Below are 24,300 nucleotides of genomic sequence, written 5' to 3'. Positions count from 1 at the left end.
CTTGGAAGAGTGTGGACAGCGAGAGCATAAACCCGTTAGAAACGAATTGTTGTCAATTGTAAATGCTCTTAATAGGGGCTTTGCGCTCTATTTACGACTTGAGCTGGCAAGCGGTTTGGAGCTGGACGGCCCGTAAAAGGGCAACATGCGCCGGCTTCATCCGGCCCCGGTGGTTGTCGAATTGAAGCGGAGCGGTTACCTTCGCAGCATGAAACTGACCCGCACAAATCTTTGGTTGGCCGCTGCCGCGGCAATGTTCCTGACGGCCTCTTGCTCCCAGGCCCCCGACGCTGAGAAAGACCCGTCGGCCGACGCCGCTTTCAAGCGCGCCCACCGCGCCGAAGGTTACCGCGAAGCCCAGCGCTCCAACGTTACCCGTTAATTAGGAACCCTACGGCAAGCTGCCTCGAAATTGAGCTGGCTGCCACTCTATATAAAAACATAAGCCCCTGCCGAAGTTTGGCAGGGGCTTTTTGCGTGTTGCAGTTTTCAGTTGGGCTGGCCCGCCCGGGTGCGGAAGCACGACCGGGGGCTTTGCGTTTATTTAACGGGAGCTACATCCTCTAAGGCCGGGCTCGGTACGGGTGTTGAGCTGAAGCTGGGCAGGGTGATGCCGGCCAGCAGGTCCTGCTCCAGTAGGTCGGCCCAGGTGCGGAGGTAGAGCACCACGTCGTCGCGCTGATTGTGGCGCAGGGCATCGCGGCGCTCAAAAGGTATGGCGGCCCGGATGGTGGGGTCGGAAATCTTCTCCAGGTGGGTGAGGTCGGCGCGGGAGAAGCCCAGGGCCAGCATCTCGTCGATGGTCTGGTCGATGGGTAGGCCGCTGGTGGGGCAGTAGTCGATGAGCTGCCGCTCCCAGTCGCCGTAGCGCTGCATGGCGCGGGCGTGGATTTCGGCTTTGGTGAGACGCGTCACGGTTTGGGCGAGGTGGCCGCAGTTGCAGCTGCCCATGTGGCCCCATTGGTAGGGTGCCTGGGTGGCGAGGCGGTGGGCCGTGTCGCGCAGGGCCTGGATAACGGGAAGCGTGGACTGAGCCATGGGCAAGCGGGGGTAAAGTATTCGCGGGTAAGCACGTAATCTGCCCTAAAAAGCAAAACAGCCCGGGAAAAGTTTTCCGGGCTGTTTTGCTTATTTTAAAGGAAGCTCTTTAGAAAGAGCTGCGACGCGGGCCAGCCGAGTCGCCCCCACGCGACGGGCGACGGGCGCCATCGCGACGGCCACCACCACCGGTGCTGCCGCCGGCAGCGCTACCGCCGGTGTTCACGCGGGCGCCGCCGCTGCCGAAGCGACGGTTGGTGTCCGAATTGCCGGCGCCAGCCGGTGCCGGAGCGCGGTGGCTGCTGGCGTTGCTGCCACCGGAGCGGCCGCTGCTCTGGCCACCGCCCGAACGGCCGCCACCATTGCCGCCTTCGCGGGGACCGGAGCGGGCCGGACGACCAGCCGGGCCCTTGGGCCGGATGATGCGCTCGTTGCCGTGCAGCATCACGGGCTTGATGCGGCCCGAAGTGAACGGATGCTCGGCTTCCACGTCAATCTGACGGCTGATGAGCTTTTGGATGTCCTGCAGGTAGGCGCGCTCCTCGTCTTCCACGAAGGAAAACGCGGTGCCGAATGCCCCAGCCCGGCCGGTGCGGCCGATGCGGTGCACGTAGGTTTCGGGCTCGTTCGGAATTTCGTAGTTGATAACGTGGGTCAGCTCGTCCACATCGATGCCGCGGGCGGCAATGTCGGTGGCCACCAGCACGCGGGTGCTGCCGGCTTTGAAGTTGGACAGGGCGCGCTGGCGGTGGTTCTGGCTCTTGTTGCCGTGGATGGCTTCGGCCTGAATCTGGTTGGCGGCCAGGGCTTTTACTACTTTATCAGCGCCGTGCTTGGTGCGGGTGAATACCAGGACGCGCTTGATGCCTTTGTCTTCCAGAATGTGGCGGAGCAGGGCGGGCTTGTCGTTGGTTTCAACCAAGTACACGGACTGCGTCACCGTATCGGCGGTGCTGCTGACGGGCGTCACGGCCACGCGCACCGGGTTGGGGCGCAGGATGGTGCTGGCCAGCTCCTGAATCTGGCCGGGCATGGTGGCCGAGAAGAAGAGCGTCTGGCGCTTGGCGGGCAGCTTGGGCAGGATGCGCTTGATGTCGTTGATAAAGCCCATGTCCAGCATGCGGTCGGCTTCATCGAGCACGAACACTTCTACCTGGCGCAGGTCCACGAAGCCCTGGTTCATGAGGTCGAGCAGGCGGCCGGGAGTGGCGATGAGCACCTCCACGCCGCGCTTGAGCTGCGCAACCTGGGGGTTTTGGCCCACGCCGCCGAAAATGACGGTGTGGCGAATCTGGCTCAAGTGGCGGCCGTAGGCGCCGAAGCTTTCGTTGATTTGGATGGCCAGCTCACGCGTTGGCGTGAGTACGAGGCAGCGGATGGCGCGCGGGGCGTGGTTCGAAACCTGGGCCGTGCGGTGCAATACTTGCAGAATGGGCACGGTGAAAGCCGCCGTTTTGCCGGTGCCGGTCTGGGCCACGCCAAGCAGGTCTTTGCCTTCGAGCACGTGCGGAATGGCTTGCTCCTGGATGGGGGTGGGGGTGGTGTATCCTTCCTCTTTGAGGGCTTTGAGGATAGGGTCAATCAGATTTAAATCGTCAAACGTCATGTGTGGTGTTTGGTACTGGGTACTTAAGTTAGGAGTCTGGCAGACAAGGGCCCGCAGAGCAGTAGGGTGCGCCTGATGCGTTGGCATAGGCGGGCATGGCCACGCCGGACTGCGCCAGGCGTGGGCGGGGTTGGCGGCTCGTCGGAGGCCGTCGTGTTCCCTGAATGAAGAGAAGTTGGGGTGAGGTGCGCTTACTTGCGGAGGCAGCCGAGGCGCGGGGCTTTGCCCGGCACAGCCGGGCGGCGGGCTGCTCCGACGGCGGCCCTGGTTTCAACAAAGATACAACATAGCATCCCCACCATGGAGATTATCGAGCGAACCCGTGTATTCAACGGTCATTACAAAGTCAACCAACTAATCGTTCAGGACGGCGACGCGCAGCTCAAGCGCGAGCAATTTGCGCCCGGCAAAGCCGTGGCTGCATTGGTGTTCGACACCGACCGGCAGGTGTACGTGCTCACCCGCCAGTTCCGCATCGGCCCCGAAGCCGAAATCCTGGAGATAGCCGCCGGCATGATAGACGGCGACGAAACCCCCGACACGGCTGTGCGCCGCGAGATTCACGAGGAATTGGGCTACGAAATCGACAAGCTGGAGAAAATCGTGGACATGTGGCCCTCGCCAGGCACCAGGCTCCGAGTTAATTACCGTGTACTACGCCGAGGTCAGCCACCGCAGCGACGGCGGCGGCGGCCTGGTTGAGGAAAACGAAAATATTGAAATGGTGGACCTCACATGGGAGGTACTGGTGGCGGAGCCGCTGCAGGATGCCAAAACGGTGATTGCCGTGCAGTGGGTGCGGCTGCGGAAGTAGCGGCGGAACTTCACCCCCGGCCCCTCTCCAAAAGAGAGGGGAGCCACGACACAAGGGTTAGCTCAATTTCTAAAAACAGAAAGCCCCGGCTTAATTGAACCGGGGCTTTTGCATTGGATTAACGTCAGGCTCCCCTCTCTTTTGGAGAGGGGCCGGGGGTGAGGTTTACCTTACTGCGCCGCTGGCAGGTTCAGGATATAATCGAACGTCTGGTACAACTTGGCGTCGCGGATGCTCACGGTCAGCTCCTGGGCATCCATTTTTGGGAAAGGAATAGCACGCTGGGCCTGGTAGAGGTCGCGGCCGAAGAAACGGCCGTTGCCGGGCTCCAGGGTTTGGGCAAACACTTCCTTGCCGTCTTTAGAGGTCACGGTGAGCGTGAGGTTAGCTAAATCAGCGTTTTTAGGGCCCTGGCGGTGAATGGTGACTAGTAGGGCGCCGCCGGCGGGAATGGCGGCTACACGGCGCTGGTAGGTGGTATCGGCCCAGTCCTTCAGCTTCTTGAGGGCGTTGACTTCGGTCAGCAAATCAGTGTAGGAACGGTAGCCCAGGCGCGTGAAGGACCCGTCGACCTCCTGCTCCTCGTCGGTGTTTTTGGTCACGTTTTGTACGTAGGGCGACACGGCGTCTTTCTGGGCGAATGTGTAGCGCTTGCGGCCTTTAGCGGCCTTGCCGGTGGGCTGGGCCATGGCGGTGCCGACCAGCAGGCTCAGCAGGCAAATGGTGAGTAGACGGCGTACCAAAAGAGGAAAAGTGGGCATAGGGGGATTAAAATAAACGAGCAGATGAAGATTGCAGGCAACCTACGATTAATTGAGCCAACAAAAGTAACTGGCGGTCAGGATAAACCCGACCGTGTTGTCCTGAATATTTACAAACTATATCCAAGTCGCTTAAGGTCTGACGTGTGCTTAATGCACGCTTAATCAGAACATAAGCAACGGGAGGAGAAAATAGCGACAAGACTATTGTAGCAATATTGTATCATCCTGTCAAGACTGGAGCTTGTCTGGGCCTGGAGCAGCAGTCTGCTACCTGAGCAGGTCGCGGTAACTCATAAACCGGTCAATCAGCCGCTCGGGGTGTTGTTCATCGAACTCCCCGAAGCCCAGCACGAAGGCCGGGGAGGGCTGCACAAATTTGATGGCCTCCTTAACGGCCTCCAGATACCAGCCCAGGCGCTCCCGGTCGCCGTTGGCGGCCGCAAACTCGGCGTCCCAACGCAGGGCCTCCGGACTTTTGCGCACCAGAAATGGCAGCACGAAGGGGATATAACGGCCGAAAACCGGGTTTTCTGTACTGGTGAGCCGGGTGTCGGGCCACACATTGAACTCGGCAAATGAAGCCGGCGGCGCCACCAGAAACTGGGCTTGCTCGAGGGTCATCTCCCCAAACATTTCGATGCGGTTGGGCTGGGCGTAAAACTGGGCATAGGCCGTGTACCACACCGACACGCCCGCCGGGTTTAGCAGCTGGTAGGGGTGAAAGGAGCTGCCGATGCTCAGGCCGCCGTGGGTGCCAAAGACGAGGCTGAACAACTCGCCAAACTTCCCAATATCAGCGGATTGCTGGTAAGGGTCATTGGTGAGGCCGTAGAGGTAGAAGCTGGCAAAATCGTTGAGGGTGGGGCCGGAGGGGCCAGCAGCGGAAGCGGTATCGGGCACGTGAAGCAGCAGTAAAAACGAGGAGTAAGGCGCGCAAAAAGCGGCATTGCGCCCCACAAACCTACTTCTTAGCAGACGACATCGCCTTGCTTGACCCTTGTTCAGGTCTCACTTCTAATTCGACTCGCCACTCCTTATAGCCACCATCTAACGGCTTGGTTGAGAAGGGCGAAGTAGGGCAACGAGCTACTGCTGGGGAACCAGCTTCACACCGGTGTACAGCTGCGGATTGCTCACCGAGGCAATGGGCTCAATGACCATGCGCTTATCGAAGCGGCTCACGTTGGCCAGCTTGAGCAGGGTGTTGTAATCGGAGGTGCGGCCCGACTTGGTTTTCACGAAGTAGCTGTTGACGTGCAGCGTGGCGGGGTTGTAGCTGACCACCAGGGCCGTAGTGTCGTGCCAGTAGGTGTAGAGGGCTTCGGTTTCGCCGGCGGCCGTTTCCCGGGGCGTGCGGTCGTGGTCGGGCCGAATGGATTTGCCGGTTAAGGGTTGGGCAATCTGGTCGGCGTTCATGCCCAGCAGGGCGGGCACATCGAAGGCACGTTCGGTTCTGAAAGCCGGGCTCGTAGTCGGCGCTTCGGAAGTCGGCTGCTCGGTAGCGGCGCAGCCCATCAGCAGGGCAAGAGAAAGAAGGTAGGAGTGACGCATAGAGAAGGATAATAAGGTAAAAAGCACTGCTACGGAATAGCTCAGCGAATGGCTACACGTCAGAGTTAAGTAATCAAATCTAGCTGTTTTTTATTAAATAATAGAAAAATATTAATACATAATTTCTTCAGCTTGTTCGTTGAAATAGCGCAATCAGAGTCGATGGAAAGATTTATTTGATATCAATATTTGATGGTTAAGTTAAAGTATTACACTATATTAGGTGAATTATTCAACTTTCTGAGGTAGTACACCTCCCTTAGCCCACCGAAAATGGATACCACTCTTCAAGCTCCTGATTCAGTTTTGCCGAAGTTGATTGAGTTAATTGCAGAGCGACTCGGGGCAGGTCATTCAAACCTCTCTAAAGGAAGGAAATGGGGCGATAATGGCAATGCTCTTGATTTGGAGCCCGGGCAAGGAAGTGGTAAACAGGCCTTTATCCACTGTAAAACTGAGGAAGAATACAAGGCACTATACAAAGGCTTATTACAAACGCTCAATTTGGTGCCCAATGGAACCGAGTATAAACTGACAGAATACTCCGGGAAAGACGATAATGTAAAAGGGCCTGAAATCAAGTTCTTTAGCGTCTTCCTAATCGTCAATGATAGCAAAACAGACTCTGCCTTGGAAGGTGCCGATTCCTTAGGCGTGATTCACAACCCCAACTACTGAAGCCAGACCATGAAAACGCGGGCAGTGCCGAGAAGCTCAGGCCATGACTGTGAAATCAATAAGCTGCCAAATGGCTTGCTGCGGCCTACTGGCCCTTATCCCGCAGCTGGAGAGCCTGCAAAAAAGTCTCCGCCGAGTCTTGTCTTTTAGTACCTGAGCATGAACCCTCTTCTGGTGTTGCTTCTGCTGGCTTTTGCGCTGCCGCCGCCCGCCCAAACGACGCCAGTCGACAGCCTGCGCCAGCTGCTGCGGCAACACCCGGGCCAGGACACCACCCGTGTTCGGCGGCTGCTCGCGCTGGCAGCGGAGCTGCGCGCTACGGACGCCCCACAGGCAACCAGATTGAGCCAGCAGGCCCTCGCCCTGGCCCGGCAGCTGCACGATGCCGCCGGCGAGGGCGAGGCGCTGCTCTCCGCCAGCATCGGGCATCGGCGGCAAAACCAGTTTGAGCCAGCACTGGCGTATGCCCTGCGGGCCCAACGGCTGTATGAGCGCCGCGCCGACCGCTCGGGGCAGGGCAAATCCTGGCTGCAGGTCAGCCTCGTGCACATGCTGCAGGGCAACCTCACGCCCGCTGTGGCCGCCGCCCTCAAAGGCCTGCCCCTGGCCGAAAAGGCCGGCGACGCGCTGACCAAAACCCGCTTGCAAGCCAATCTGGGCAATACTTACTTTGTGATGGGCAGCTATGACGAAGCCGTGCCCATGCTACGGGCGGTGCTCAAAAGCGGCCAGCAGACCGGCGACCAGCAAGTGGTGCTCACGGCCCTGAACGGGCTGGGAAATTCGTACCAGAACCTGAAAAAATGGCCCCAGGCCTTGGGCTACTACCACCGGGCGCTGGCGTTGAGCCGCAAGTTGGGCGACACGTCGGGCGAAACGGGCAACGAAACCAGTTTGGCGGAAGTGTACGGCCTGCAGGGCAACTCCACCCAGGCGCTGGCGCACGGCCTGCGGGCCCGGCAACTGGTGCAGGCCACTCACGACGCTTACAACCTGCCCATGGTGCAGCTGATGCTGGCCCGGGCCTACCTGCTGGCCCGCCAGCCCGACAGTGCCCTGGCCCTGGCCCACCACGGCCTCGCGCTCAGCCAGCAGCCGCGCAATGCCGACAACATCCGCAAAGCGGCCGATATTCTGGCCGAGGCGTATGCCCGGCGCGGCAATTTTGAGCAGGCCTACCGCTACCGCAACCTGCACATGGCCTACAACGACACCCTCTCGGGCGAGGACACGCAGCGCCGCACCAGCGCCCTGCGCTACAGCTACGAGCTGGACAAGAAGCAAGCCCAGATTGACTTGCTCACCAAAACCCGGCAGCTGCAGGCCCAAACGGCGGCCCGCCAGCGCCAGCAGCTCTACGGCCTGCTGGCCGGGCTGGTGGGGGCGGTGCTCATCGCGGCCCTGCTGCTGCGCAACATCTTTCTGAAGCGGCGCACCAACCGCCACCTCAACGAGAAGAACCTCGAAATCGCCACCCACCGCGACACCCTCGGCCGCACCCTTACCGAGCTGCAGGCCACCCAGGCCCGGCCTGGTGCAGCGCGAGAAAATGGCCAGCTTGGGCGAGCTCACCGCGGGCGTGGCCCACGAAATCCAGAACCCGCTCAACTTCGTCACCAACTTTTCGGAGCTCAGCGTGGAGCTCGTGGCCGAGCTGGAACAGGAGCTGGCGAAGGAGCACCTTTCGGCGGGCGGCAAGGAAACCATCGACGAGCTGCTGCTGGAGCTGAGCCGAAACCAGACCAGGATTTACGAGCACGGCCACCGCGCCGACCTCATTGTGAAGCGCATGCTGGAACACTCCCGCACCAGCAACGGCCAGCGCCAGTCCACCGACCTCAACGCCCTGGTGGCCGAGTGCCTGCAGCTGGCCTACCACGGCTGGCGGGCCAAGGACAAGGGTTTCAACGCCACCCTTACCACCGACTTCGACGCTTCCCTAAAGCCCCTTAAAGTGGTGCCCCAGGACCTGAGCCGTGTGCTGCTCAACCTGCTGACCAATGCCTTCTACGCTGTGGCAGCCAAAAGCAAACAAGCCGGCGCGGACTACCGCCCCGAAGTGAGCGTGCACACCCGGCGCACCGAAAACGCCGTGGAGATTCAGGTGCGCGACAACGGCAACGGCATCGCCGCAGCAGTGCGGGACAAGATTTTCCAACCCTTCTTCACCACCAAGCCCACGGGCGAGGGCACGGGCCTCGGCCTCTCGCTGAGCTACGACATCATCACCAAAGGCCACGGCGGCTCGATGCGCGTCGATAGCGAAGAGGGCCAGTACACGCAGTTCACCACCTCATTGCCCGTGATGAAGAAGGCATCAGTGGTGTGAATGAGGACTATTCTGACGTTTTCTTAAATTAATTCGATATATTGAGTGGGTTTTTGGGCGTTGCTACGGCGCAGCTAGCCAGTAGTTTCGTGGTGGCGCGGCTATAAAGCCTGTCCTCGGGGTCTCCTGAATGGAAGCAGGAGGCGAAACAGGCGCGTCGCGCAGGCATTCGGGTATCCAGGCCCTGCCCCACGCCTTTGGCTCTTCGGTACCGGCCCCACGGGCCGGGCAATGCGTGCTGCTGATGCTGGGGTCGTGGGGCATCCCCATTTTGCTGGTAGCCTGGGCAATTAATCGTTGGAACTACTTGGCATTGGCTGGTTACCATGTTACTCGAAGAATTTATCCCGCCGAGCCTGCGCACCGGGCAGGCCGCCGAGCCAGCCGTTGCGGCGCCCCTTCGGGCGGAGGCCGGGCCTGCCGAAAAAGGAGGACTGCAGCGCTTTGCGCACCGGTGGGCGCGCCAAGTGGTGCAGGGCATGCTCCTGACCGCGGGCGTGTTTTCGGCGGCTTTGGGCCTGAAGGGCTTCCTGCTGCCCAACGGCTTTATCGACGGCGGCGTGACGGGTATCTCCCTGCTGGTGAGTCAGCTGACGGGCATTTCGCTCTCGCTGCTCATTATCGTTATCAACATCCCCTTCATCATCCTGGGCTACTACCATTTGGGGCAAAAGTTTGCCCTCAAAACCCTGCTCACCATCCTGGCGCTGTCGGGGGCGCTGCTGGTGGTGTCGTTCCCCGTGCTCACGCACGACAAGCTGCTGATTGCCGTCTTTGGCGGCTTCTTCCTGGGGGCCGGCATTGGGCTGGCCATGCGCGGCGGGGGCGTGCTCGACGGCACCGAAATCCTGGCGCTCTACCTGAGCCGCAAGCTGCCGGTCTCCATCGGCGATATTGTGCTGATAATCAACATAATTATATTTAGCGTAGCGGCCTGGCTGCTCTCCATGGAAACGGCTCTGTACTCGATACTGGCGTATTTGTCGGCGGCCAAAACCGTGGACTTCATCCTGGTGGGCATCGAGGAATACACGGGCCTCACGGTTATTTCCTTTCACAGCACCGAAATCCGGCGCATGATTACCGAGCGCATGCACCGCGGCGCCACCGTCTTCGAGTGCACCCAGGGGTACGGCACGCACGGGCACCAGCGCCTGAAAGTGGAGGCGGTGTTCACGGTGGTTACGCGCCTGGAAGTGGTGGGGCTGACGGATGAGATTCGCAAAATCGACCCCGGGGCTTTTATCGTGACCCAAAGCGTGAGCGACATGAAAGGCGGCCTCATCAAAAAGCGCGCCTTGCACTGATAGCCGGCGCAGGCCCGCCGGCTGGTTTGAACAGCAGAACTATCATGGAAAAGTGGTATCGTTTTCTGGGAGTTCGGCCCCGCGAGACCAAGACGGTCTGGCTGTTTTTTGCGCACAATTTTCTGCTGGGCATCGGCACCATCCTCGTGTACGTGGCGGCCAACGTCATTTTGCTGGCCGAGCATCCGGAGCGCAACCTGCCGCTGGCCTACTGCCTGGGCGCGGTGGCCATGATGGTGGTGGGCCGGGTGTATGCCCACTTCGAGGAGCGCCAGCTGCTGCGGCAAGTGGCCGCGCGGGCGCTGTTGGCGGCCGTGGTTATCACGGGGGTGCTGGGGCTGCTGCTGTTGCGGGGGCCGAGCGTGGCAACCGCCGTGGCCATCATGGTGGGCTACCGCCTCATCTATCTGCTCACCAACCTGGAATTCTGGGGCATGTCGGCCGTCGTGTTCAACGTGCGGCAGGGCCGGCGGCTGTTCAGCGTCATCAGCTCTGGCGACATGCCGGCCAAGGCCCTCGGTGCTGTCATCGCCATTTTTGTGCACGCCAACAGCACGCTGTTGGTCTTGCTGCTCACGGCCTCGGTGGCGTACCTGGCGGCGCTGTTTATTCAGCGGGCCACCTTCAGGGCCCAGGCAGCGGCCCGGCCGGAGCCCGCCCCCGAGCCTGAACCACAGCGGCGGCCGCTGTTTCAGCGCCTGTTTGGGGCCAGCCCGCTGGTGCGGGCCATGGGGCTCAGCCTCACGGCCATTGCCACCGTGGCGGTGGGAGTGGAGTACCTGTTCTTTCTCAACGTCAAGTACAAGCTTCAGGACCAGACCATTATTCTGCAGTACGTGGGTGGCGTGCTGGCCCTGACCTATTTGCTGGCCATGGTGTTCAAGCTCGGCTTTTCGCGGCACAGCCTCGACCGGCTCGGGGTGCGCTGGACCTTGGCTTTGCTGCCGCTCATTGCCCTCACGGGGCTGCTGCTGTTTGGGGTGTTGCAGCTGGCCGACGTGGGCCCCGCCGTGCTCACCACCTATTTTGGCGGGCTATACCTGGTGTTGGAAGTGCTGCGCCGGGCCGTGTTCGAGCCCGTGTTTCTGGTGCTGTTTCAGCCCCTGGCGGCACCCGAGCGCCTCGAAGGCCACGCCCTGGTGAAGGGGTTTTACGAGCCGCTGGGCCTGGGCCTGGGCGGCGCGCTGCTGCTGGGCCTGCACCAGAACCCCGGCCTCAACCAGTGGGTGCCCTTTGTGTGGATGGGGCTGCTGCTGCTGGCCGCGGTATTCCTGCTGCAGCGCACTTATTGGAAATACATCGACGAGTTGAAGAGTGCGCTGGGTTTGCGCTTCACCGCCGCCGTTCAGCCCAACCCGGGCGCTGACACGACGCCCGCCCGCGAAGCGCCGCGCCCGGACGCTAAAGAAGCCATTCAGGCCGTCGACTATTTGCAGAAAGCCGAATCGGGCGCGCTGGTGGAGCATGCCGAAGACCTGCTCCGGCACGCCGACAGCCGCGTGCGGAACCGCGTGCTCAGCCTGCTGGGCAAGCAGGCCAACGTGGCCCTGCTGCGCCGCCTCACCCTGCACGACCCCGACCCCGTGCTGCGCGAAGCAGCCAGCCGCCTGGCCAGCCACGCCCCCAACGCCACCGATTTGCTGGAAAATCCGGACCTGGCCGTGCGCAAAGGCGCGATTCGCGGCCGGCTGGAAGTGGCGGGCACCGACGCTCCGGCCCGGGCCAGCCTCGCCGCCCTGGTGGCCTCGCCCGACCCCAGCTCCCGCCTGGCCGGGCTCGCGCTCTGCGACCTGCTCGCCCCCGAGCAGCAGGTTGAGCCTGGTGACGGCCAGCCTGCACAGCCCCGACCCCGCCCTGGTGCAAGCCGCCGGGCAGGCAGCGGCCTCGGCCCCCAGCCCCGCCCTGATAGCCCAACTAATCGCCTTGCTGCGCGACAAAGCCGTACTGCAACCCGCCACCAATGCCCTGGTCCGGATTGGAGCTCCGGTGCTGCCCCAGCTCCGGGAGGCCCTGGCCCGGGAAGCCGAGGGGCGGGCGCTGCACAATCTGACCCAGGTATGCGCCCACCTGGCCACGCCCGCCGCGCGCCAGTTGCTGCTGGAGGTGGCCCAAGGGCCCAATTTGCTGGGCCGGGCCGCGGCCCTGCGCGCCCTGAGCAGTTTTGCCACTGAGCACGCCGATAAGCACATGTTTCTGCGCCTGGTGGAAGAGGAGATGCAGCTGGCCCAGCAGCTGCTGCACGGGATGGTGGCCGGCAACACCGAGCTGCGCAGTGCCCTGCGCTACGAGCTCCGCAAAGGGCAGCAGCGCATTTTTGGCCTCCTCATGCAGGTGTATGAGCGCCAGCCCATGATAGACGCCCAGCGCGGCGTGGCCCACTCGGCCGGCGAGCGCCAGGCCAACGCCCTCGAAATCCTGGATAATCTGATTCCGCGGCCCCTCTACCAGGGCCTGCAGGCGATGCTGGACGTGGGCCGGCTCCGCGAGAAGGTGCAGAAATTCGACGACCTGCTGGGCCCCTGGTTTCAGCCGAACCCATCCAGACCGTCGTCGTGCGGCACGGCGCGGCGGCTTTTTCGGCCTGGACCATCGCCCTCGCCCTGCAGCAGTGGCGCGCCCAGCCCGCTACCGTAGCTTTTCTATACCCTCATTTGCTTTCTGCCAACCCCTTGGTCCGGGAAAGTGCGGTCGAATTGCTCCGGCAGCTGCCCATCGTGCGTCCCGCGGCCTACGACAACCTGCTCGCCCAGTACCCCGATATTTCCCATCTGCTCATGACTACTCCAGCCCCTACCGCCAGCGCCACCGCGCGCGAGCGTGTCCTGATGCTGAAAGGCACCACGCTGTTTGCCGAAACCACCGAAAACGTGCTCGGCACCATCGTGCCCATCATGAAAGAAGTCGTTTTTCAGCCCAACCAGGAGATTTTCGTCAAAGGAACCCTCGGGACGTCGTTGTTCATCGTGAGCGAAGGGGAGGTGGGTATTTTTGACGGTCCCCGGCAATTGACCACTTTTCGTAAGGGTGATTTTTTCGGTGAGCTGTCCCTGCTCGATGCCGAGGCCCGCTCTGCCACCGCCCTGGCCGTGGGGCCGGTGGTGGCTTTTCGCATCGACCAGGAAGACTTCTACGACGTGATGGAGGAGTGCCCGGAAGTAGCCCGCAACATCATGCGCGTGCTCTGCCAGCGCCTGCGCCGGCAAAACGAAAAGATGCAGTCGGCCGAGCCAACGGCGGCGTAGCACGACCGATAGCTCAACTTGCTGCTTGTGTTAGGCCATGAGGTCGCCGCGCTTTCCGATATCGTAGTCTCACAAGGACTTTCTGAACGAAAATCAACGGAAAGACCACCTAAACCAGGTTTGCACAAAACTGTAAACACCTTTCTCAAATGAGAAAGGTGTTTTTGCTATGGGTTTATTATGAGCATGTTATAGGAGTGAATTTAGAGATTTCAAAAAAAGTTTTTCCCTGTTGCACAGCAGTGGCTGTGCAGGGCTACTCAAACTGGAAAGACTGTTTTAGTCCAATTGAAAAATTTAAAAATGCCGTTGTTATTTCGGGACGGGTAGGCCCTTTTGTAATTCGTCATAGGCACCCAACTGCTTTCTTTCGAGCTCACCCTTCACTACGCATGCGCCATACTTTACCTTTCTCCTCGCTGCTTTTCTTCAGCGCAGTGGCCTTGTTGGGCTGCAAAAAGAAACGCCAACCCCAGCTCCTGCGCCAACTGCTCCGGTCATTACTACCCTCAACCTGGAAGCGGTAAACCCCACGGCGGGCAGTAAGGTGTCGGCCACTAGCACCATCAATGCCGTGCTTACCTACGCGCTGGCCGATAACCAGCAATCAAGCAATGGCTTCGAAGTGTTCGCGCAGTTTCAAACCACTAGCGGCGGCCTCACCATCGGAACGAGTTCGGCAAATACGGTAGTGCTTCAGAATCGGGCGGGTAAGATATCAGTATCGGCTCCACTGGCCCAGGTATGGAACGACAGCCGGCTGGGGCATCCCATCACCGCTTATTTCTACTTGCTCAACAAGACCACCAGCAGTTCGGGCACGGTCATCGCCAAAGTCGGGCCCATTGTGTACACCGAGTAATAGGTGGGTAGAGCAGCCAATGGCTCAAGAAAAATCGCCGGCCTTCGGTGTGCGAAAGCAGGCTACTAACGGCTACTACTGTAGTTGAACAAAGCCAGAGCGGTTGAAAGCCAGGATTCCCAACTCAGCCCAGAAAAAGACGGGCGGTAAACCAGGGATTCCTCCCTGGCCTACCGCCCGCCCGGCTTCAGCATTACGCTTGCCTATTTATTGAGCGTAATTCTGGTCGTTTGCACTTGGGAGCCGGTTACCAGCCGCACCAGGTACACGCCTTCCTGCAGGGCCTGGCCCTCCAGCTTGAACTCGTAGCGCTGGCCGGCCTGGGCCATGCCCTTGCCGAGGGTGCGCACCAGGCTGCCTCGCACGTCGTACACTTCCAGGGAGAAGGGCTCCTCTTTGGCCAGCGAGAAGCTCAGATGGGATTCGCCCTGGAAGGGGTTGGGGTAGGCCTGCAGCTCCTGCATCGCCGGTTGTACAGCCATGTCAAGCTGGGTGCTGGCTTGTTCGGAATTGCCTACCAGTGCCGAACCCTTCTTGGTCACGCGGAACTGCCTCTCACTCGTGGCGATGCCCAAAGGCGTCGTCACCGTGATTTTGCCTGTTTTTGCTCCGGCCGGTACCTTGGCTTTCAACTGCGTGGCCGTGTTGGAGCCAAGCACAATCTCAGCCAGTACTCCATCAAATGCCACTGCTTTTGCTCCATCCAGATTGGTCCCGTATATCGTTACCTCGGTGCCTACGGGGCCCGATTCCGGCGTGAAGGAAGTGATTTGAGGGACTATCAAGGGAGTATTAGTAGTAGCGACAGTAACCGTAAAGGACTGCTCGCTTCGAGCTTTGCCGCTGGGCGTCGTCACGAGAATTTTACCCGTGCGAGCTGTTGCTGGTACCCTTGCCACGAGAGTCTTACTGTCTGTCACCGTGAAGAGGGCTGGTGCGCCATTGAAAAATTCCACGGCGGTCACTTCGTCCAGGTTGGTGCCGGTGATGGTAACCTCCGTGCCCGCGGGGCCCGAATCAGGCGAGATTAATGTGATGGCCGGGGTGACCGTGAATTTATTGGTCGTAACAACCTTGCCATACGGCGTAGTTACCGAAATAACGCCCGTTTTTGCTCCAGCGGGTACCGTCGCCACCAGCTCCGAATTGTTGCTGTTGGGTACGAAGGCGGCAGGAATATCGTTGAACGTTACCCCGGTGGTGGTGAGTAGGTCGGTGCCCAGAATGGTAACCTGCGTGCCCACCGGGCCGGAAGTTGGGCTGAAGGACAGGATGGTTGGGGCCTCGTACACGTCCGTCACCGTAATGGTGAGGTTCTGAGTCGTGGCGATTTTGCCATCTGAAACCTGCACCTTGAAGGTAAAGGTGCCCGGGCCCTGCGCTTCCGACGGCGTCCAGGTAAACACGCCGGCACTGCTGATGCTCGCACCCGTGGGGGCGTTCACCAGGGAGAATAGCAGGGCGTCCTTATCAGCGTCGGTCGCTTTGGCCGTGAAGGTGTAGAGCACCAGCTCCGGAATGGTTACCGTGGCCGGGACGTCGCTCAACACGGGGCCGCGGTTGCCCACGGTGAGGTAGACCGTTACTTGAGTGAGCTGTTCAGGTTGGGCGTACCATTGTCGGTAGCTTGTACCGTTAGCACAAACTGGGGCGCGGTGGCCATTACCAGAGCAGCCGAGTTGGCCACTTGCAGGGCGTTTCCTACTATTTTGAAGGCGTCACTGGTGTTGCCGCTGGTAATGCTGTAGGTCAAGGTCTGGCTCGCGTCGGGGTCCGATGCTACCAGCGTGCCAACCGTGGTTCCGTTAGCGGCCCCTTCAATAATCGAGAAGGTTTGGGCGGCCATCACCGGAGCTTCGTTCACGTTGCTTACCGTGATGGTAAAGGCTTTCTCTATGGAGCCACCGGAGGAACTGCCGTCGGAAGAACGCACCCGGATGGAGTAGGAGGTCTTGGCTTCGTAGTTGAACATCGCATTGGTTTTCAACTCACCGCCTACAATCTGGAAGGCGCCATTGTCGGTGTCGCCCGTGCCCGCTACCAGGGTGTAGGAGAAGGTTTGCGTGCTTTTCGCCGCCGAGCCAAAGGTGCCAACCACCGTTCCGTTGGGCTGGTTTTCGGCCACGCTCGAGCTGCTGAGCACGATGTCCGTGGGAGTGGCCTCGTTCACCGTGATGGTAATGGTCTCCTCGTCAAAGAGTACCGGGCTGCCGTTGTCGGTCACGCGCACCGTCAGCGAGTAGCTGCCTGCGGCGGCAGGCGTCCAGCTGAATTCGCCGGAGCTGGCATTGAGCGTCGCGGCTGCCGGCAACGTCCCCGTCTTGCTGAAGGTCAAGGTTTGGCTCGCATCCGGGTCTGTGGCAGTTGCCTTGAAGGTCAGGAGCTGGCCCACCGTGATGGTTTGGTTGCCAATCGTTGCCAGCACGGGGGCCTGGTTGGGCACCGGAGCCGCGGTTACGTTCACCGTGATGGTTTCCTCGTCGGAGAGTGCGGGCGTGCCGCTGTCAGTGACCACCACTTTGAAGCTGTGGGCGCCTACTTGGTCTGCGGCAGGCGTCCAGGAGAAGGCCCCGCCGGTCGTCATACTGGCCCCGGCAGGTACGGTACCAGCCAGGGTATACACCAGCGTGTTGGTGGACTCATCCTTGGCCGTGGCCGTGAAGGTCAGCTTGGTCAGCGCCGTAACGGTCTTGGTGCCAATCCCGGCAAGTTCCGGGGCCTGGTTGGCCGCCGTTACCGTGACAGTAATGGTTTCCTCGTCCTTCATGGCCGGGCTACCGTTGTCAGTCACGACCACCGTGAGCTGGAAGCTGCCGGCAGTGGCCGGGGTCCAGGTAAATTCACCGGTGCTGCCGTCCAGTTTCGCCTCTGCTGGCGCCGTGCCGCTTAGGCTGTAGGTCAGGGTCTGGCCTGCATTGGCATCCGTGGCACTGGCACTGAAGGTCAGGGCCTGGCCCGCTACCACGGTCTTACCGCCAATGGTAGCGAGAACCGGGGCTTGGTTCACCACGGGCGCGGCACTCACCGTTACCGTAATTGCTTCCTCGTCGGTCAGGGCCGGGCTACCCGCATCGGTCACTACCACTTTGAAGGCGTACGAACCGACTTGGGCTGCGGTAGGTGTCCAGGAGAAAACGCCCGTCGAGGCATTAACCTTGGACCCTTCGGGCAGGGTTCCGCCGGCTGCGGCAACCAGCGAGTAGGTGAGGGTGCTGGCCGACTCGTCCGTGGCCGTGGCGGTAAAGGTCAGTTCCTGGCCCACCGTCGCCGTTTTGTTGCCAATAGTCGCGAGGTCGGGAGCCTGGTTGGCTGCCGTTACCGTGACAGTAATGGTTTCTTGGTCGGCAAGTGCCGGGCTACCGTTGTCAGTCACGACCACCGTGAGTTGGAAACTACCCTCGGTGGCTGGGGTCCAGGTGAATTCACCAGTTGCCGCATTAATGCTCGCCCCCGAAGGCACGGTGCCGCCCAGGCTATAAGCCAGGGTGCTTGCCGACTCGTCCTGTGCTGAGGCTTTGAAGGTCAGTACCTGGGCCGCTACCACCGTCTTGTCGCCAATGGCAGCGAGCACCGGAGCCTGGTTCACCACGGGGGCGGCCTCAACGGTCACGGTAATGGCTTCCTCGTCGGAGAGGGCCGGGCTGCCCGCGTCGGTGACCACCACTTTGAAGGTGTGGGAACCGACTTGAGCCGCAGTCGGCGTCCAGGAGAAAACGCCGGTCGAAGCATTGATCTGGGCACCGGCGGGCAGCGTAGCGCCCGTCGTGGCCGGGGCCAGCGAATACGCCAGCGTGCTCACCGACTCGTCGGTGGCCGTGGCCGTGAAGCTCAGGGCCGTGCCCACCGTGGCCGCCTTGGTGCCAATGCTGGCGAGTACGGGAGCCTTGTTAGCCGCGGGGCTTCGCCGCAATTGAAGGCCACGCTGCGCAAGGTTGGGCTGGCACCGGCCACGGACGTGGCCAGGTCGGCGCGGTACTGGATGTAGCGCGAGTTGCCGCCCACGGTGGCGCCGCTGCTGGCCACGGCCGAGAAAGTGCTCCAGCGGCATCGGGCATGGCTGTATTGCCCTGGCGCTGGACCAGCTGCACGCTCGTGCCGGCGGGCTGGTCGGCCGTCCAGGTAGCGGCTTGCCACGCCTTGGCCGTGCTCGCGTCGAACACCCGGGAAGTGAAGCTGCCCGAGGAAGAAGCAGTAGTGATTTTAACCCAATCAACTTGCAGCGCTGTTGCAACATTGTATGCGCTAACCTGAAGAAGCATGGGCGTGCTCGCCGTTGAACTGATTTTCGCCTGCTGCACACCGTCCACGAAATAAATGAATTCGGTGGCAGTCCAATCGATGCGATACCGGTGCGAGGTATTGAGCAGCGTGCCGTCCAACAGGACGCCTTCCCGGTTCGTGTCGGTAAAGGCATAGACCCCTCCGCCATTGCCGGTGCCTATGGTCCCCCAGGGCGCATCGAAGGCGAAATTGCCCGCGAAGCCGACATTTTGGAAGGAGGAAGCGCTGAAGGTGGCCACAAACTCCAGCGAACTTCCCGGGCCAAACGTGGCCGTGCTGGCGGCGTGGGCGCCGTTGACGCTTAAGACGCCATTGGCTACTGCAACGGTACCACCAGTCGACCAGTTTGCAGACTGCCATCCAGTCGGTAGAGCGGTGCCGGTGAATTCTTCAGCTAGCTGGGGCTTCAGCGTGACGCCAATTGTGCCATTCTGCGACACGACAGTATTGGCGTCGGTTGTGCCCTGGGTAAAGTCGGCAACCGAGCGGTCTTCGAAGCAAGCCGTGGAAGCCTCTGCCGACACCGTGAACGAGCGGATGACTGGAGCTGCGGCGGCATACGTGGCATCGCCGGCCTGCGAAGCCGTAACGCTGACCACACCGGCCGAGCCGGAAAGGGTGAGCACGTTGCCGTTGAGGCTGGCCGGGCCGGTGCTGGTGTAAGACACCGGCAGGCCCGAAGAAGCCGTGGCTGTGAGCGTGATGGGCCCGGCAGAGGTAGACACGTCGGGCAAAGCCGCGAACGTGATGGTTTGGGCCGTGGCCGTTGGCTGCGTCACCACCACCGAGAAGGACTTTTCGTCGCTCATGGTTGGGCTGCCGCTGTCGGTCACGCGCACGGTGAATGGGTAGCTGCCCGCCGTGGTGGGCGTCCAGCTGAATTCACCCGTTTTGGCGTCGATGGTCGCGCCGGAGCCGGCGGTCAGGGAGTAGGTCAGGGTCTGGTCCAAGTCCGGGTCGGAGGCCTTGGTGCTGAAGGTCAGCTTCTGGCCCGTCGCGATGGTCTTGTCACTGATGGCCTCCAGCACGGGGGCGCGGTTGGCCACGGGGTGGCACTTACCGTGAGCGTATAGCTGGCTGTGGCCGTGCAGGTCCCTTTGGTTGCCGTGACGGTAATGGCCGCGTTGGTTACGACTACCGACGTGGTGCCGCTAATGGCCCCGGTGGTTTCATTGATACTGAGGCCGGCGGGCAGGCCCGTGACCGAGAAGGTGTAGCCGGTGGGGGTCGTCGCGATAGTCTGGCTGTAAGCCGTGCCTGCCGTGGCGGCAGTCAGGGCCGAGCCCGTGACGGGCGCAAAGACCAGCGCGGGGCACTCGGCGGGGGCATCGCCGCAGTTCACGGCCACGCTGCGCAGGGTGGGTGTCAGGGCGGGGTTGGTCGTGCTCAAATCGGCGCGGTACTGGATGTAGCGCGAGCTGCCGCCCACGGTGGCGCCGCTGCTGGCCACGGCCGTAAATTCCGTCCACGTAGCATCGGGCGTGGCCGAGCTGCCCTGGCGCTGGAACAGTTTCACGGCAGTGCCGGCGGGCTGGTCGGCCGTCCAGATGGCTTCTTTCCAGGTCTTGGCCGTGCCTGCGTCAAATACCCGCGAAATAAAGCTGCCCGGAGAAGCATAGGGCATCAGGCGTACTTCATCCAGACTGAGTGTCGCGCCGCCTACGTTATAGTCGCTGGCGCCCACACGCATGGGCAGGGTCAAGGCCACGGGAGTTGTCTGGGCCAATGTACCGTCGATGTAGAAATCGATGCTGCTCGGGTTCCAATCGATGCGGTAGCGGTGGGCGGTGCCAATCAGGGCACCGGGCAGCACTACATCGGTTTGCGTGCCCGCATTGTTCACCCGGGCTTTTAGGCCTGTTCCGGCATCAGTACCGGTGCTGAACATAGCCCAACTTGAAGTGGACGCGGCATACATGGCCGCATCATCGCCGGCCCCAAAGCCCACGTGCTGGAAGCCCGTGGCTCCGAACGTGGCCACAAACTCAACCGAAGCGCCTGGCTGCGAGGTAGCCGTAGTGGGTTCGGTATTAAAGCGCGAGCCATCAACCACGGCCTGCCCGCCGGAGAAAGCGGTGGTACCGCCAGTGCCCCAGGGGAAGTTTTGCCACTCGGTGGTGGGCGGCGCGGTCGTGAAGTCCTGTTCTACCTGCGGCTTGAGCTGTATTCCGCCGCTGGCAGGCCGGTATGTGTTCGAGCCGGTATTGCCGGCCAGGAAATCGGCCGCGCTTTGGTCGGTGAAACAAGCCGTGGAGGCTGCCGCCGAAACGGTGAAGGAGCGCGGAACCGGGGTAGCCGCCGCGTAGGTGGCGTCGCCGGCCTGCGAGGCCGTCACTGTAACCACGCCGGCCGAGCCGGAGAGGGTCAGCGTGCTACCGCTCACAGTAGCCGGACCCGTGGCCGAGTACGTCACGGGAAGGTTCGACGAAGCCGTAGCCGTGAGCGTGATGGGCCCGGCCGAGGTCGACACATCGGGCAGGGGCTGCGTAAACGTGATGCTCTGAGCCGTGGCCGTGGTTCCTGTTACGGTCACGGTAATGGCTTCCTCATCGGAGAGGGCCGGGCTGCCCGCGTCGGTGACCACCACTTTGAAGGTGTGGGAACCGACTTGACCCGCAGTGGGCGTCCAGGAGAAAACGCCGGTCGAAGCATTGATCTGGGCACCGGCGGGCAGCGTAGCGCCCGTCGTGGCCGGGGCCAGCGAATACGCCAGCGTGCTCACCGACTCGTCGGTGGCCGTGGCCGTGAAGCTCAGGGCCGTGCCCACCGTGGCCGACTTGGTGCCAATGCTGGCGAGTACGGGGGCTGTGTTGGTGCCGGCGGTGGGTTGTACCGTTAGCGTTTGCAGGGTGCCTTGCTTCACACAGCCTTTGGAGTCGGTGATGCTGGTGAGCGAGAAGGTGTTGCCGCCGCTGGTAGCAAATACCACGTCCACCCAGTAGTTGCTGCTGTTGAAGCTGGAAGTTGGAAATGCCCCCGGCCCGCTGGCGTTATATACTCCATTGGAACCATCGGCACCGCCCGACTGCACTGCCGTGAGCGGGCCGTTGGTCACAGCCGTGGTGAAATAACTGCCATTGCTGGAGTACTTGCCTATCGGCGCGGAGTACGACGCGACGTAGAGTGTGCCGGCCTTGATATCGACGGGCGCATCAAAGCGGACCTCCTGCCAGCCCGAGGCCGTTTCGTTGCTGAAGGTGGCCGTGGCCAGCTTGGTGCCGGTGCTGCTCCACAAAGAGCCCACGTGCGTGCCCGTGTTCTCCGAGCCTTTGTAGAAGCGAATGCCCATGACCTGGCCATCTACAGCGGCGCGGAACTTCACACCCACTTCGATTGGGCTGCTGTCGTTGGTGTTCACGGTGGCTGGTACAGTGGTGCTGCTCCAGATGCTGGTGGTGCCCGATGTGGAGGCTTTAACGCCCGTGTTGAAGGGCGTGCCGCTCGTCACGTTGGGGTAGGTCGTGCCGTTAATCACGAGCGAGAACGGGCTGGTGCCGGCCGAGGCCGTGAACGTAAGGTTGATGTCCTGACCGGCTTGCACGGCGCCTGAGGCCGCCAGCGTGCCGGCTGGGCCGGTGCCGGGTGTCACTTCCACCGAGCTGAGCGAAGTGTTCGTGGCGTTGCAGGCGTTGGCATCGGTGATGCTGGTCAGGGTGTAGGTCTGCTTACCAGCGGCGGTGTTTTCCGCGAAGAGCACATCAACCCAATAGTTGGCCGTGTTGCCCCCGTTGGGGAAACCGCCGCCGTACTTGTACACGCCGTTCACGCCGTCGGTGCCCGACTGCAAAGCCGTGAGGGGGCCGTTGGTGACACCCGTGCTGGTGAAGAAGCCGGGGCTGATGGCAAACCCGCCATCGGGCGAGTAGTAGGAGGCAATGTAAGTGGTGCCGGCCGTCACGGCTACGGGTGCATCAAACCGCACCTCCTGCCAGCCCGAGGCTGTTTCGTTGCTGAAAGTGGCCGAGGCCAGCTTGGTGCCGGCGCTGCTCCAGAGCGTCCCCACGTGGGCGCCCGTGTTGCCCACGCCCTTGTAGAAGCGCACGCCGGTGATGGTGCCGTTCACCGAAGCGCGGAACTTGGTGCCGATTTCAATGGGCTGGTTGTCGGTAGCGTAGGGCGTAGCAGGGGTGCCCGTACTGCCCCAGATGCTCACCTCGCCGGGGGTAAAGATGGCAAAGGTCTGGCCCACGGTCACGTTGGAATATGTGGTGCCGTTCACTACCAGCGTATAAGGCGCCTGGCCGGTGGCGGCCGAGAGCTTGAGGGACACCGGGCTGCCGGCGCAAGCGGCCGGCTCAACGGCTGCGATGGTGGCCGTGGGCGGCGTGCAGGCCGTAATGGCTCCGTCGTAGGAAGCTACGTACGTGCCGGGGTTGGCCGGGAAGAAGGCGTACTCGATGCCTTTGATGGTTTCCTTGCGGTAAGTAACCGGGGCGCCATTGGCCGTGAGGGCCGTTAAGTTGCCCCCGGCGGCCACCACGGGCAGCATGCCCTGGATGTTGAGCACGTTGTTAAACAACGATACCGTGAAGTTGAGCTTGTTGGCGTCCCAGGTCATGGCTCCAAACGAGGAGTTGTTGCGGCCGTCGAGCCAAGTCAGCATTTGCTTGGCCGACACCACCGGCACTTGCCGTTGCTGGGCAGCCGCGATGATGGTGTTGGAGCCATCGATGCTGCTTTGCAGGAAGTCGGTGTGCATGTTGGCCGTAAACACGCCATAGTAGCCTTTGGAGCCGATGGCGTTGTCCAGCAGCGCGTTGATGTGGGTAGAGTAGGTGATGCCCGATTCGTCGGTGAGCTGCGTGGTGGCCTGGTACACGTCGATGAGCGAGCCGTCCAAATCCGCGAAGCGCATGGGCATGCCCGAGCCCGTAAACATGCCGGGGCGGTCCTGCACCCACTTCTCGGGCCAGTAATAATAGTTGTCGTCGAAGCGAATGCCGTTTTCCAGCTCAATTTTGGCTTCGCTGGCCCAGTCGCTCCAGGCAATGCAGTGCGTGCGATGGGTAACGGGCTTGGAGAGGCTGGGGAATTTTGCGGCCAGCTCACTCAATTGGTCGTTGAAGAACCCGCGCAGGGTAGAAGGGGTCCACACCGCGCAGTTGGTGTTCAGGTGCAGGCTGAGCTCAAAGCCCTGGGCTTCGTAAGCAGCGGCCTGCGCGTCGGTGATGGGCGTGCCGGGGTAGATGTACGATGAGCCGCGAATGGCGGTCCAGTCGGCTACCGCCTGGGGCGTGTTGGAGGCGCTTTTGGTGATGTAGGAGTCAAAGCGGGCTTTGGTGCCGCCGCTCCCGTGGTCGTCGCCGGTCATCACCACGGCGGCCTTCAGGCCCTTGGGCAGGTACCAGAACCGGGGCAGGGGCTTCTTGCTGCCCAGCACCATGATGTTGGCCAGCAAGCGCTGCTGCTCGTCGGCCTGCGGAATGGCCACCTTGTTGAGGTCCACCCAATCGGGGAAGAACATGTCGTCGGAGCGGATGTTGGTGCCTTCGCCGTCGCGCTTCTGCCCGGCCCAGGCGGGGTTGCCCTGGCGGGTGTACACCACGGAGCGGGCCAGGTCGTAGGCGAAGGCAATGGCCTTGCCGCCGTTGGTGCCCACCAGGCGCTGGCTCACGGCCGGGTTGCTGGTGGCCGCGGTGGCGCTGGAATAGAGCGTGGCTAGGCTGGTGGTGCCGCTGGCCAGGGTGTAGAGGTCGGCCGTGCCGTGGAATTGAATGGTCTGGTCCACGATGCCCCGGCCGGGGCCGCTGGCGGTGTTTACCAGCAGGTATTGGTCGGCGAGGGTGCCGCCGGCGGGCGTCAGGCCCATCAACGAGGCCAGGCTGGGC

Annotated in this window: 20 protein-coding genes; 11 read left to right on the top strand and 9 right to left on the bottom strand. The window is 61.8% G+C overall.

All coding sequences use genetic code 11. The annotated features are described in order from the left end of the window. Window positions 1-208: 208 nt before the first annotated feature. Window positions 209-382, top strand: a complete 174-nt coding sequence (locus ACFQT0_RS18320; RefSeq protein ID WP_380204608.1) for a hypothetical protein — start codon at window positions 209-211, stop codon at window positions 380-382. Window positions 383-540: 158 nt separating this feature from the next. On the opposite strand, the gene ACFQT0_RS18315 is transcribed toward ACFQT0_RS18320, so the two are convergent. Continuing rightward, window positions 541-1,038: a hypothetical protein gene (locus ACFQT0_RS18315; protein ID WP_380204607.1), complete on the bottom strand. Its 498-nt coding sequence runs from the start codon at window positions 1,036-1,038 to the stop codon at window positions 541-543. 109 nt (window positions 1,039-1,147) lie between these two features. Then, window positions 1,148-2,644, bottom strand: a complete 1,497-nt coding sequence (locus tag ACFQT0_RS18310; protein ID WP_380204606.1) for a DEAD/DEAH box helicase — start codon at window positions 2,642-2,644, stop codon at window positions 1,148-1,150. A gap of 300 nt (window positions 2,645-2,944) precedes the next feature. On the opposite strand from ACFQT0_RS18310, the gene ACFQT0_RS18305 reads away from it, so the two are divergent. Further along, window positions 2,945-3,346, top strand: coding sequence for an NUDIX domain-containing protein (locus ACFQT0_RS18305; RefSeq protein ID WP_380204605.1), 402 nt, complete (start codon window positions 2,945-2,947; stop codon window positions 3,344-3,346). Then, on the top strand, window positions 3,294-3,458 hold the full coding sequence (locus tag ACFQT0_RS18300; RefSeq protein ID WP_380204604.1) for a hypothetical protein: 165 nt from the start codon (window positions 3,294-3,296) through the stop codon (window positions 3,456-3,458). Before ACFQT0_RS18305 ends, ACFQT0_RS18300 begins: the two co-directional genes overlap by 53 nt. 170 nt (window positions 3,459-3,628) lie before the next feature. Here ACFQT0_RS18300 and ACFQT0_RS18295 read toward each other — a convergent pair whose 3' ends face one another. The 3 genes from ACFQT0_RS18295 to ACFQT0_RS18285 form a co-directional block, all read right to left on the bottom strand. Beyond that, window positions 3,629-4,201, bottom strand: a complete 573-nt coding sequence (locus tag ACFQT0_RS18295) for a hypothetical protein (protein WP_380204603.1) — start codon at window positions 4,199-4,201, stop codon at window positions 3,629-3,631. 288 nt (window positions 4,202-4,489) lie between these two features. Next, on the bottom strand, window positions 4,490-5,122 hold the full coding sequence (locus ACFQT0_RS18290; protein WP_380204602.1) for a hypothetical protein: 633 nt from the start codon (window positions 5,120-5,122) through the stop codon (window positions 4,490-4,492). Window positions 5,123-5,308: 186 nt separating this feature from the next. Continuing rightward, window positions 5,309-5,773: a hypothetical protein gene (locus tag ACFQT0_RS18285; RefSeq protein WP_380204601.1), complete on the bottom strand. Its 465-nt coding sequence runs from the start codon at window positions 5,771-5,773 to the stop codon at window positions 5,309-5,311. Window positions 5,774-6,046: 273 nt separating this feature from the next. On the opposite strand from ACFQT0_RS18285, the gene ACFQT0_RS18280 reads away from it, so the two are divergent. The 8 genes from ACFQT0_RS18280 to ACFQT0_RS18245 all read left to right on the top strand — a co-directional run bounded on the left by ACFQT0_RS18280 (window position 6,047) and on the right by ACFQT0_RS18245 (window position 14,191). Next, window positions 6,047-6,451, top strand: coding sequence for a hypothetical protein (locus ACFQT0_RS18280; protein WP_380204600.1), 405 nt, complete (start codon window positions 6,047-6,049; stop codon window positions 6,449-6,451). 159 nt (window positions 6,452-6,610) lie between these two features. Continuing rightward, window positions 6,611-8,404, top strand: a complete 1,794-nt coding sequence (locus ACFQT0_RS18275; RefSeq protein ID WP_380204599.1) for a tetratricopeptide repeat protein — start codon at window positions 6,611-6,613, stop codon at window positions 8,402-8,404. Next, the gene (locus ACFQT0_RS18270) at window positions 8,301-8,780 is read left to right on the top strand and encodes a sensor histidine kinase (RefSeq protein WP_380204598.1); all 480 of its coding nucleotides are present in this window, start codon (window positions 8,301-8,303) and stop codon (window positions 8,778-8,780) included. The genes ACFQT0_RS18275 and ACFQT0_RS18270 overlap by 104 nt, the downstream gene beginning before the upstream one ends. A gap of 326 nt (window positions 8,781-9,106) precedes the next feature. After that, the gene (locus tag ACFQT0_RS18265) at window positions 9,107-10,087 is read left to right on the top strand and encodes a YitT family protein (protein WP_380204597.1); all 981 of its coding nucleotides are present in this window, start codon (window positions 9,107-9,109) and stop codon (window positions 10,085-10,087) included. Window positions 10,088-10,131: 44 nt separating this feature from the next. Beyond that, window positions 10,132-12,258, top strand: a complete 2,127-nt coding sequence (locus tag ACFQT0_RS18260; protein ID WP_380204596.1) for a hypothetical protein — start codon at window positions 10,132-10,134, stop codon at window positions 12,256-12,258. Beyond that, window positions 12,179-12,721 carry a hypothetical protein gene (locus ACFQT0_RS18255; protein WP_380204595.1) on the top strand — a complete coding sequence of 181 codons (543 nt, stop codon included), beginning with the start codon at window positions 12,179-12,181 and terminating at the stop codon, window positions 12,719-12,721. Before ACFQT0_RS18260 ends, ACFQT0_RS18255 begins: the two co-directional genes overlap by 80 nt. Next, window positions 12,640-13,329, top strand: coding sequence for a Crp/Fnr family transcriptional regulator (locus tag ACFQT0_RS18250; RefSeq protein ID WP_380204593.1), 690 nt, complete (start codon window positions 12,640-12,642; stop codon window positions 13,327-13,329). Before ACFQT0_RS18255 ends, ACFQT0_RS18250 begins: the two co-directional genes overlap by 82 nt. A 547-nt stretch (window positions 13,330-13,876) precedes the next feature. Next, window positions 13,877-14,191 (top strand): hypothetical protein, encoded by a 315-nt coding sequence (locus ACFQT0_RS18245; protein ID WP_380204591.1) that lies wholly within the window; start codon window positions 13,877-13,879, stop codon window positions 14,189-14,191. 203 nt (window positions 14,192-14,394) lie between these two features. Here ACFQT0_RS18245 and ACFQT0_RS18240 read toward each other — a convergent pair whose 3' ends face one another. Genes ACFQT0_RS18240 through ACFQT0_RS18225 form a run of 4 tightly spaced genes read right to left on the bottom strand, consistent with a single transcriptional unit; the run spans window position 14,395 to window position 24,281 of the window. Then, window positions 14,395-15,759 (bottom strand): IPT/TIG domain-containing protein, encoded by a 1,365-nt coding sequence (locus ACFQT0_RS18240; protein WP_380204589.1) that lies wholly within the window; start codon window positions 15,757-15,759, stop codon window positions 14,395-14,397. A 14-nt stretch (window positions 15,760-15,773) separates the two neighbouring features. Then, complete coding sequence (locus ACFQT0_RS18235) at window positions 15,774-18,101, bottom strand: putative Ig domain-containing protein (RefSeq protein WP_380206075.1); 2,328 nt, start codon at window positions 18,099-18,101, stop codon at window positions 15,774-15,776. Beyond that, window positions 18,079-19,518 (bottom strand): calsyntenin family protein, encoded by a 1,440-nt coding sequence (locus ACFQT0_RS18230; protein WP_380204587.1) that lies wholly within the window; start codon window positions 19,516-19,518, stop codon window positions 18,079-18,081. Before ACFQT0_RS18230 ends, ACFQT0_RS18235 begins: the two co-directional genes overlap by 23 nt. Continuing rightward, window positions 19,452-24,281: a DUF4082 domain-containing protein gene (locus tag ACFQT0_RS18225; protein ID WP_380204585.1), complete on the bottom strand. Its 4,830-nt coding sequence runs from the start codon at window positions 24,279-24,281 to the stop codon at window positions 19,452-19,454. Before ACFQT0_RS18225 ends, ACFQT0_RS18230 begins: the two co-directional genes overlap by 67 nt. Window positions 24,282-24,300 lie beyond the last annotated feature (19 nt).

The organism is Hymenobacter humi (assembly GCF_042665855.1).
Lineage (GTDB): Bacteria > Bacteroidota > Bacteroidia > Cytophagales > Hymenobacteraceae > Hymenobacter > Hymenobacter humi.
This window is presented reverse-complemented; position numbering and strand designations above follow the sequence as displayed.

Bases quoted from the DNA above. Each gene is read 5' to 3' on its own strand.
- ACFQT0_RS18320 (WP_380204608.1), top strand. From the start codon at position 209: ATGAAACTGACCCGCACAAATCTTTGGTTGGCCGCTGCCGCGGCAATG.
- ACFQT0_RS18315 (WP_380204607.1), bottom strand. From the start codon at position 1,038: ATGGCTCAGTCCACGCTTCCCGTTATCCAGGCCCTGCGCGACACGGCC.
- ACFQT0_RS18310 (WP_380204606.1), bottom strand. From the start codon at position 2,644: ATGACGTTTGACGATTTAAATCTGATTGACCCTATCCTCAAAGCCCTC.
- ACFQT0_RS18305 (WP_380204605.1), top strand. From the start codon at position 2,945: ATGGAGATTATCGAGCGAACCCGTGTATTCAACGGTCATTACAAAGTC.
- ACFQT0_RS18285 (WP_380204601.1), bottom strand. From the start codon at position 5,773: ATGCGTCACTCCTACCTTCTTTCTCTTGCCCTGCTGATGGGCTGCGCC.
- ACFQT0_RS18280 (WP_380204600.1), top strand. From the start codon at position 6,047: ATGGATACCACTCTTCAAGCTCCTGATTCAGTTTTGCCGAAGTTGATT.
- ACFQT0_RS18275 (WP_380204599.1), top strand. From the start codon at position 6,611: ATGAACCCTCTTCTGGTGTTGCTTCTGCTGGCTTTTGCGCTGCCGCCG.
- ACFQT0_RS18265 (WP_380204597.1), top strand. From the start codon at position 9,107: ATGTTACTCGAAGAATTTATCCCGCCGAGCCTGCGCACCGGGCAGGCC.
- ACFQT0_RS18260 (WP_380204596.1), top strand. From the start codon at position 10,132: ATGGAAAAGTGGTATCGTTTTCTGGGAGTTCGGCCCCGCGAGACCAAG.
- ACFQT0_RS18225 (WP_380204585.1), bottom strand. From the start codon at position 24,281: ATGGGCCTGACGCCCGCCGGCGGCACCCTCGCCGACCAATACCTGCTG.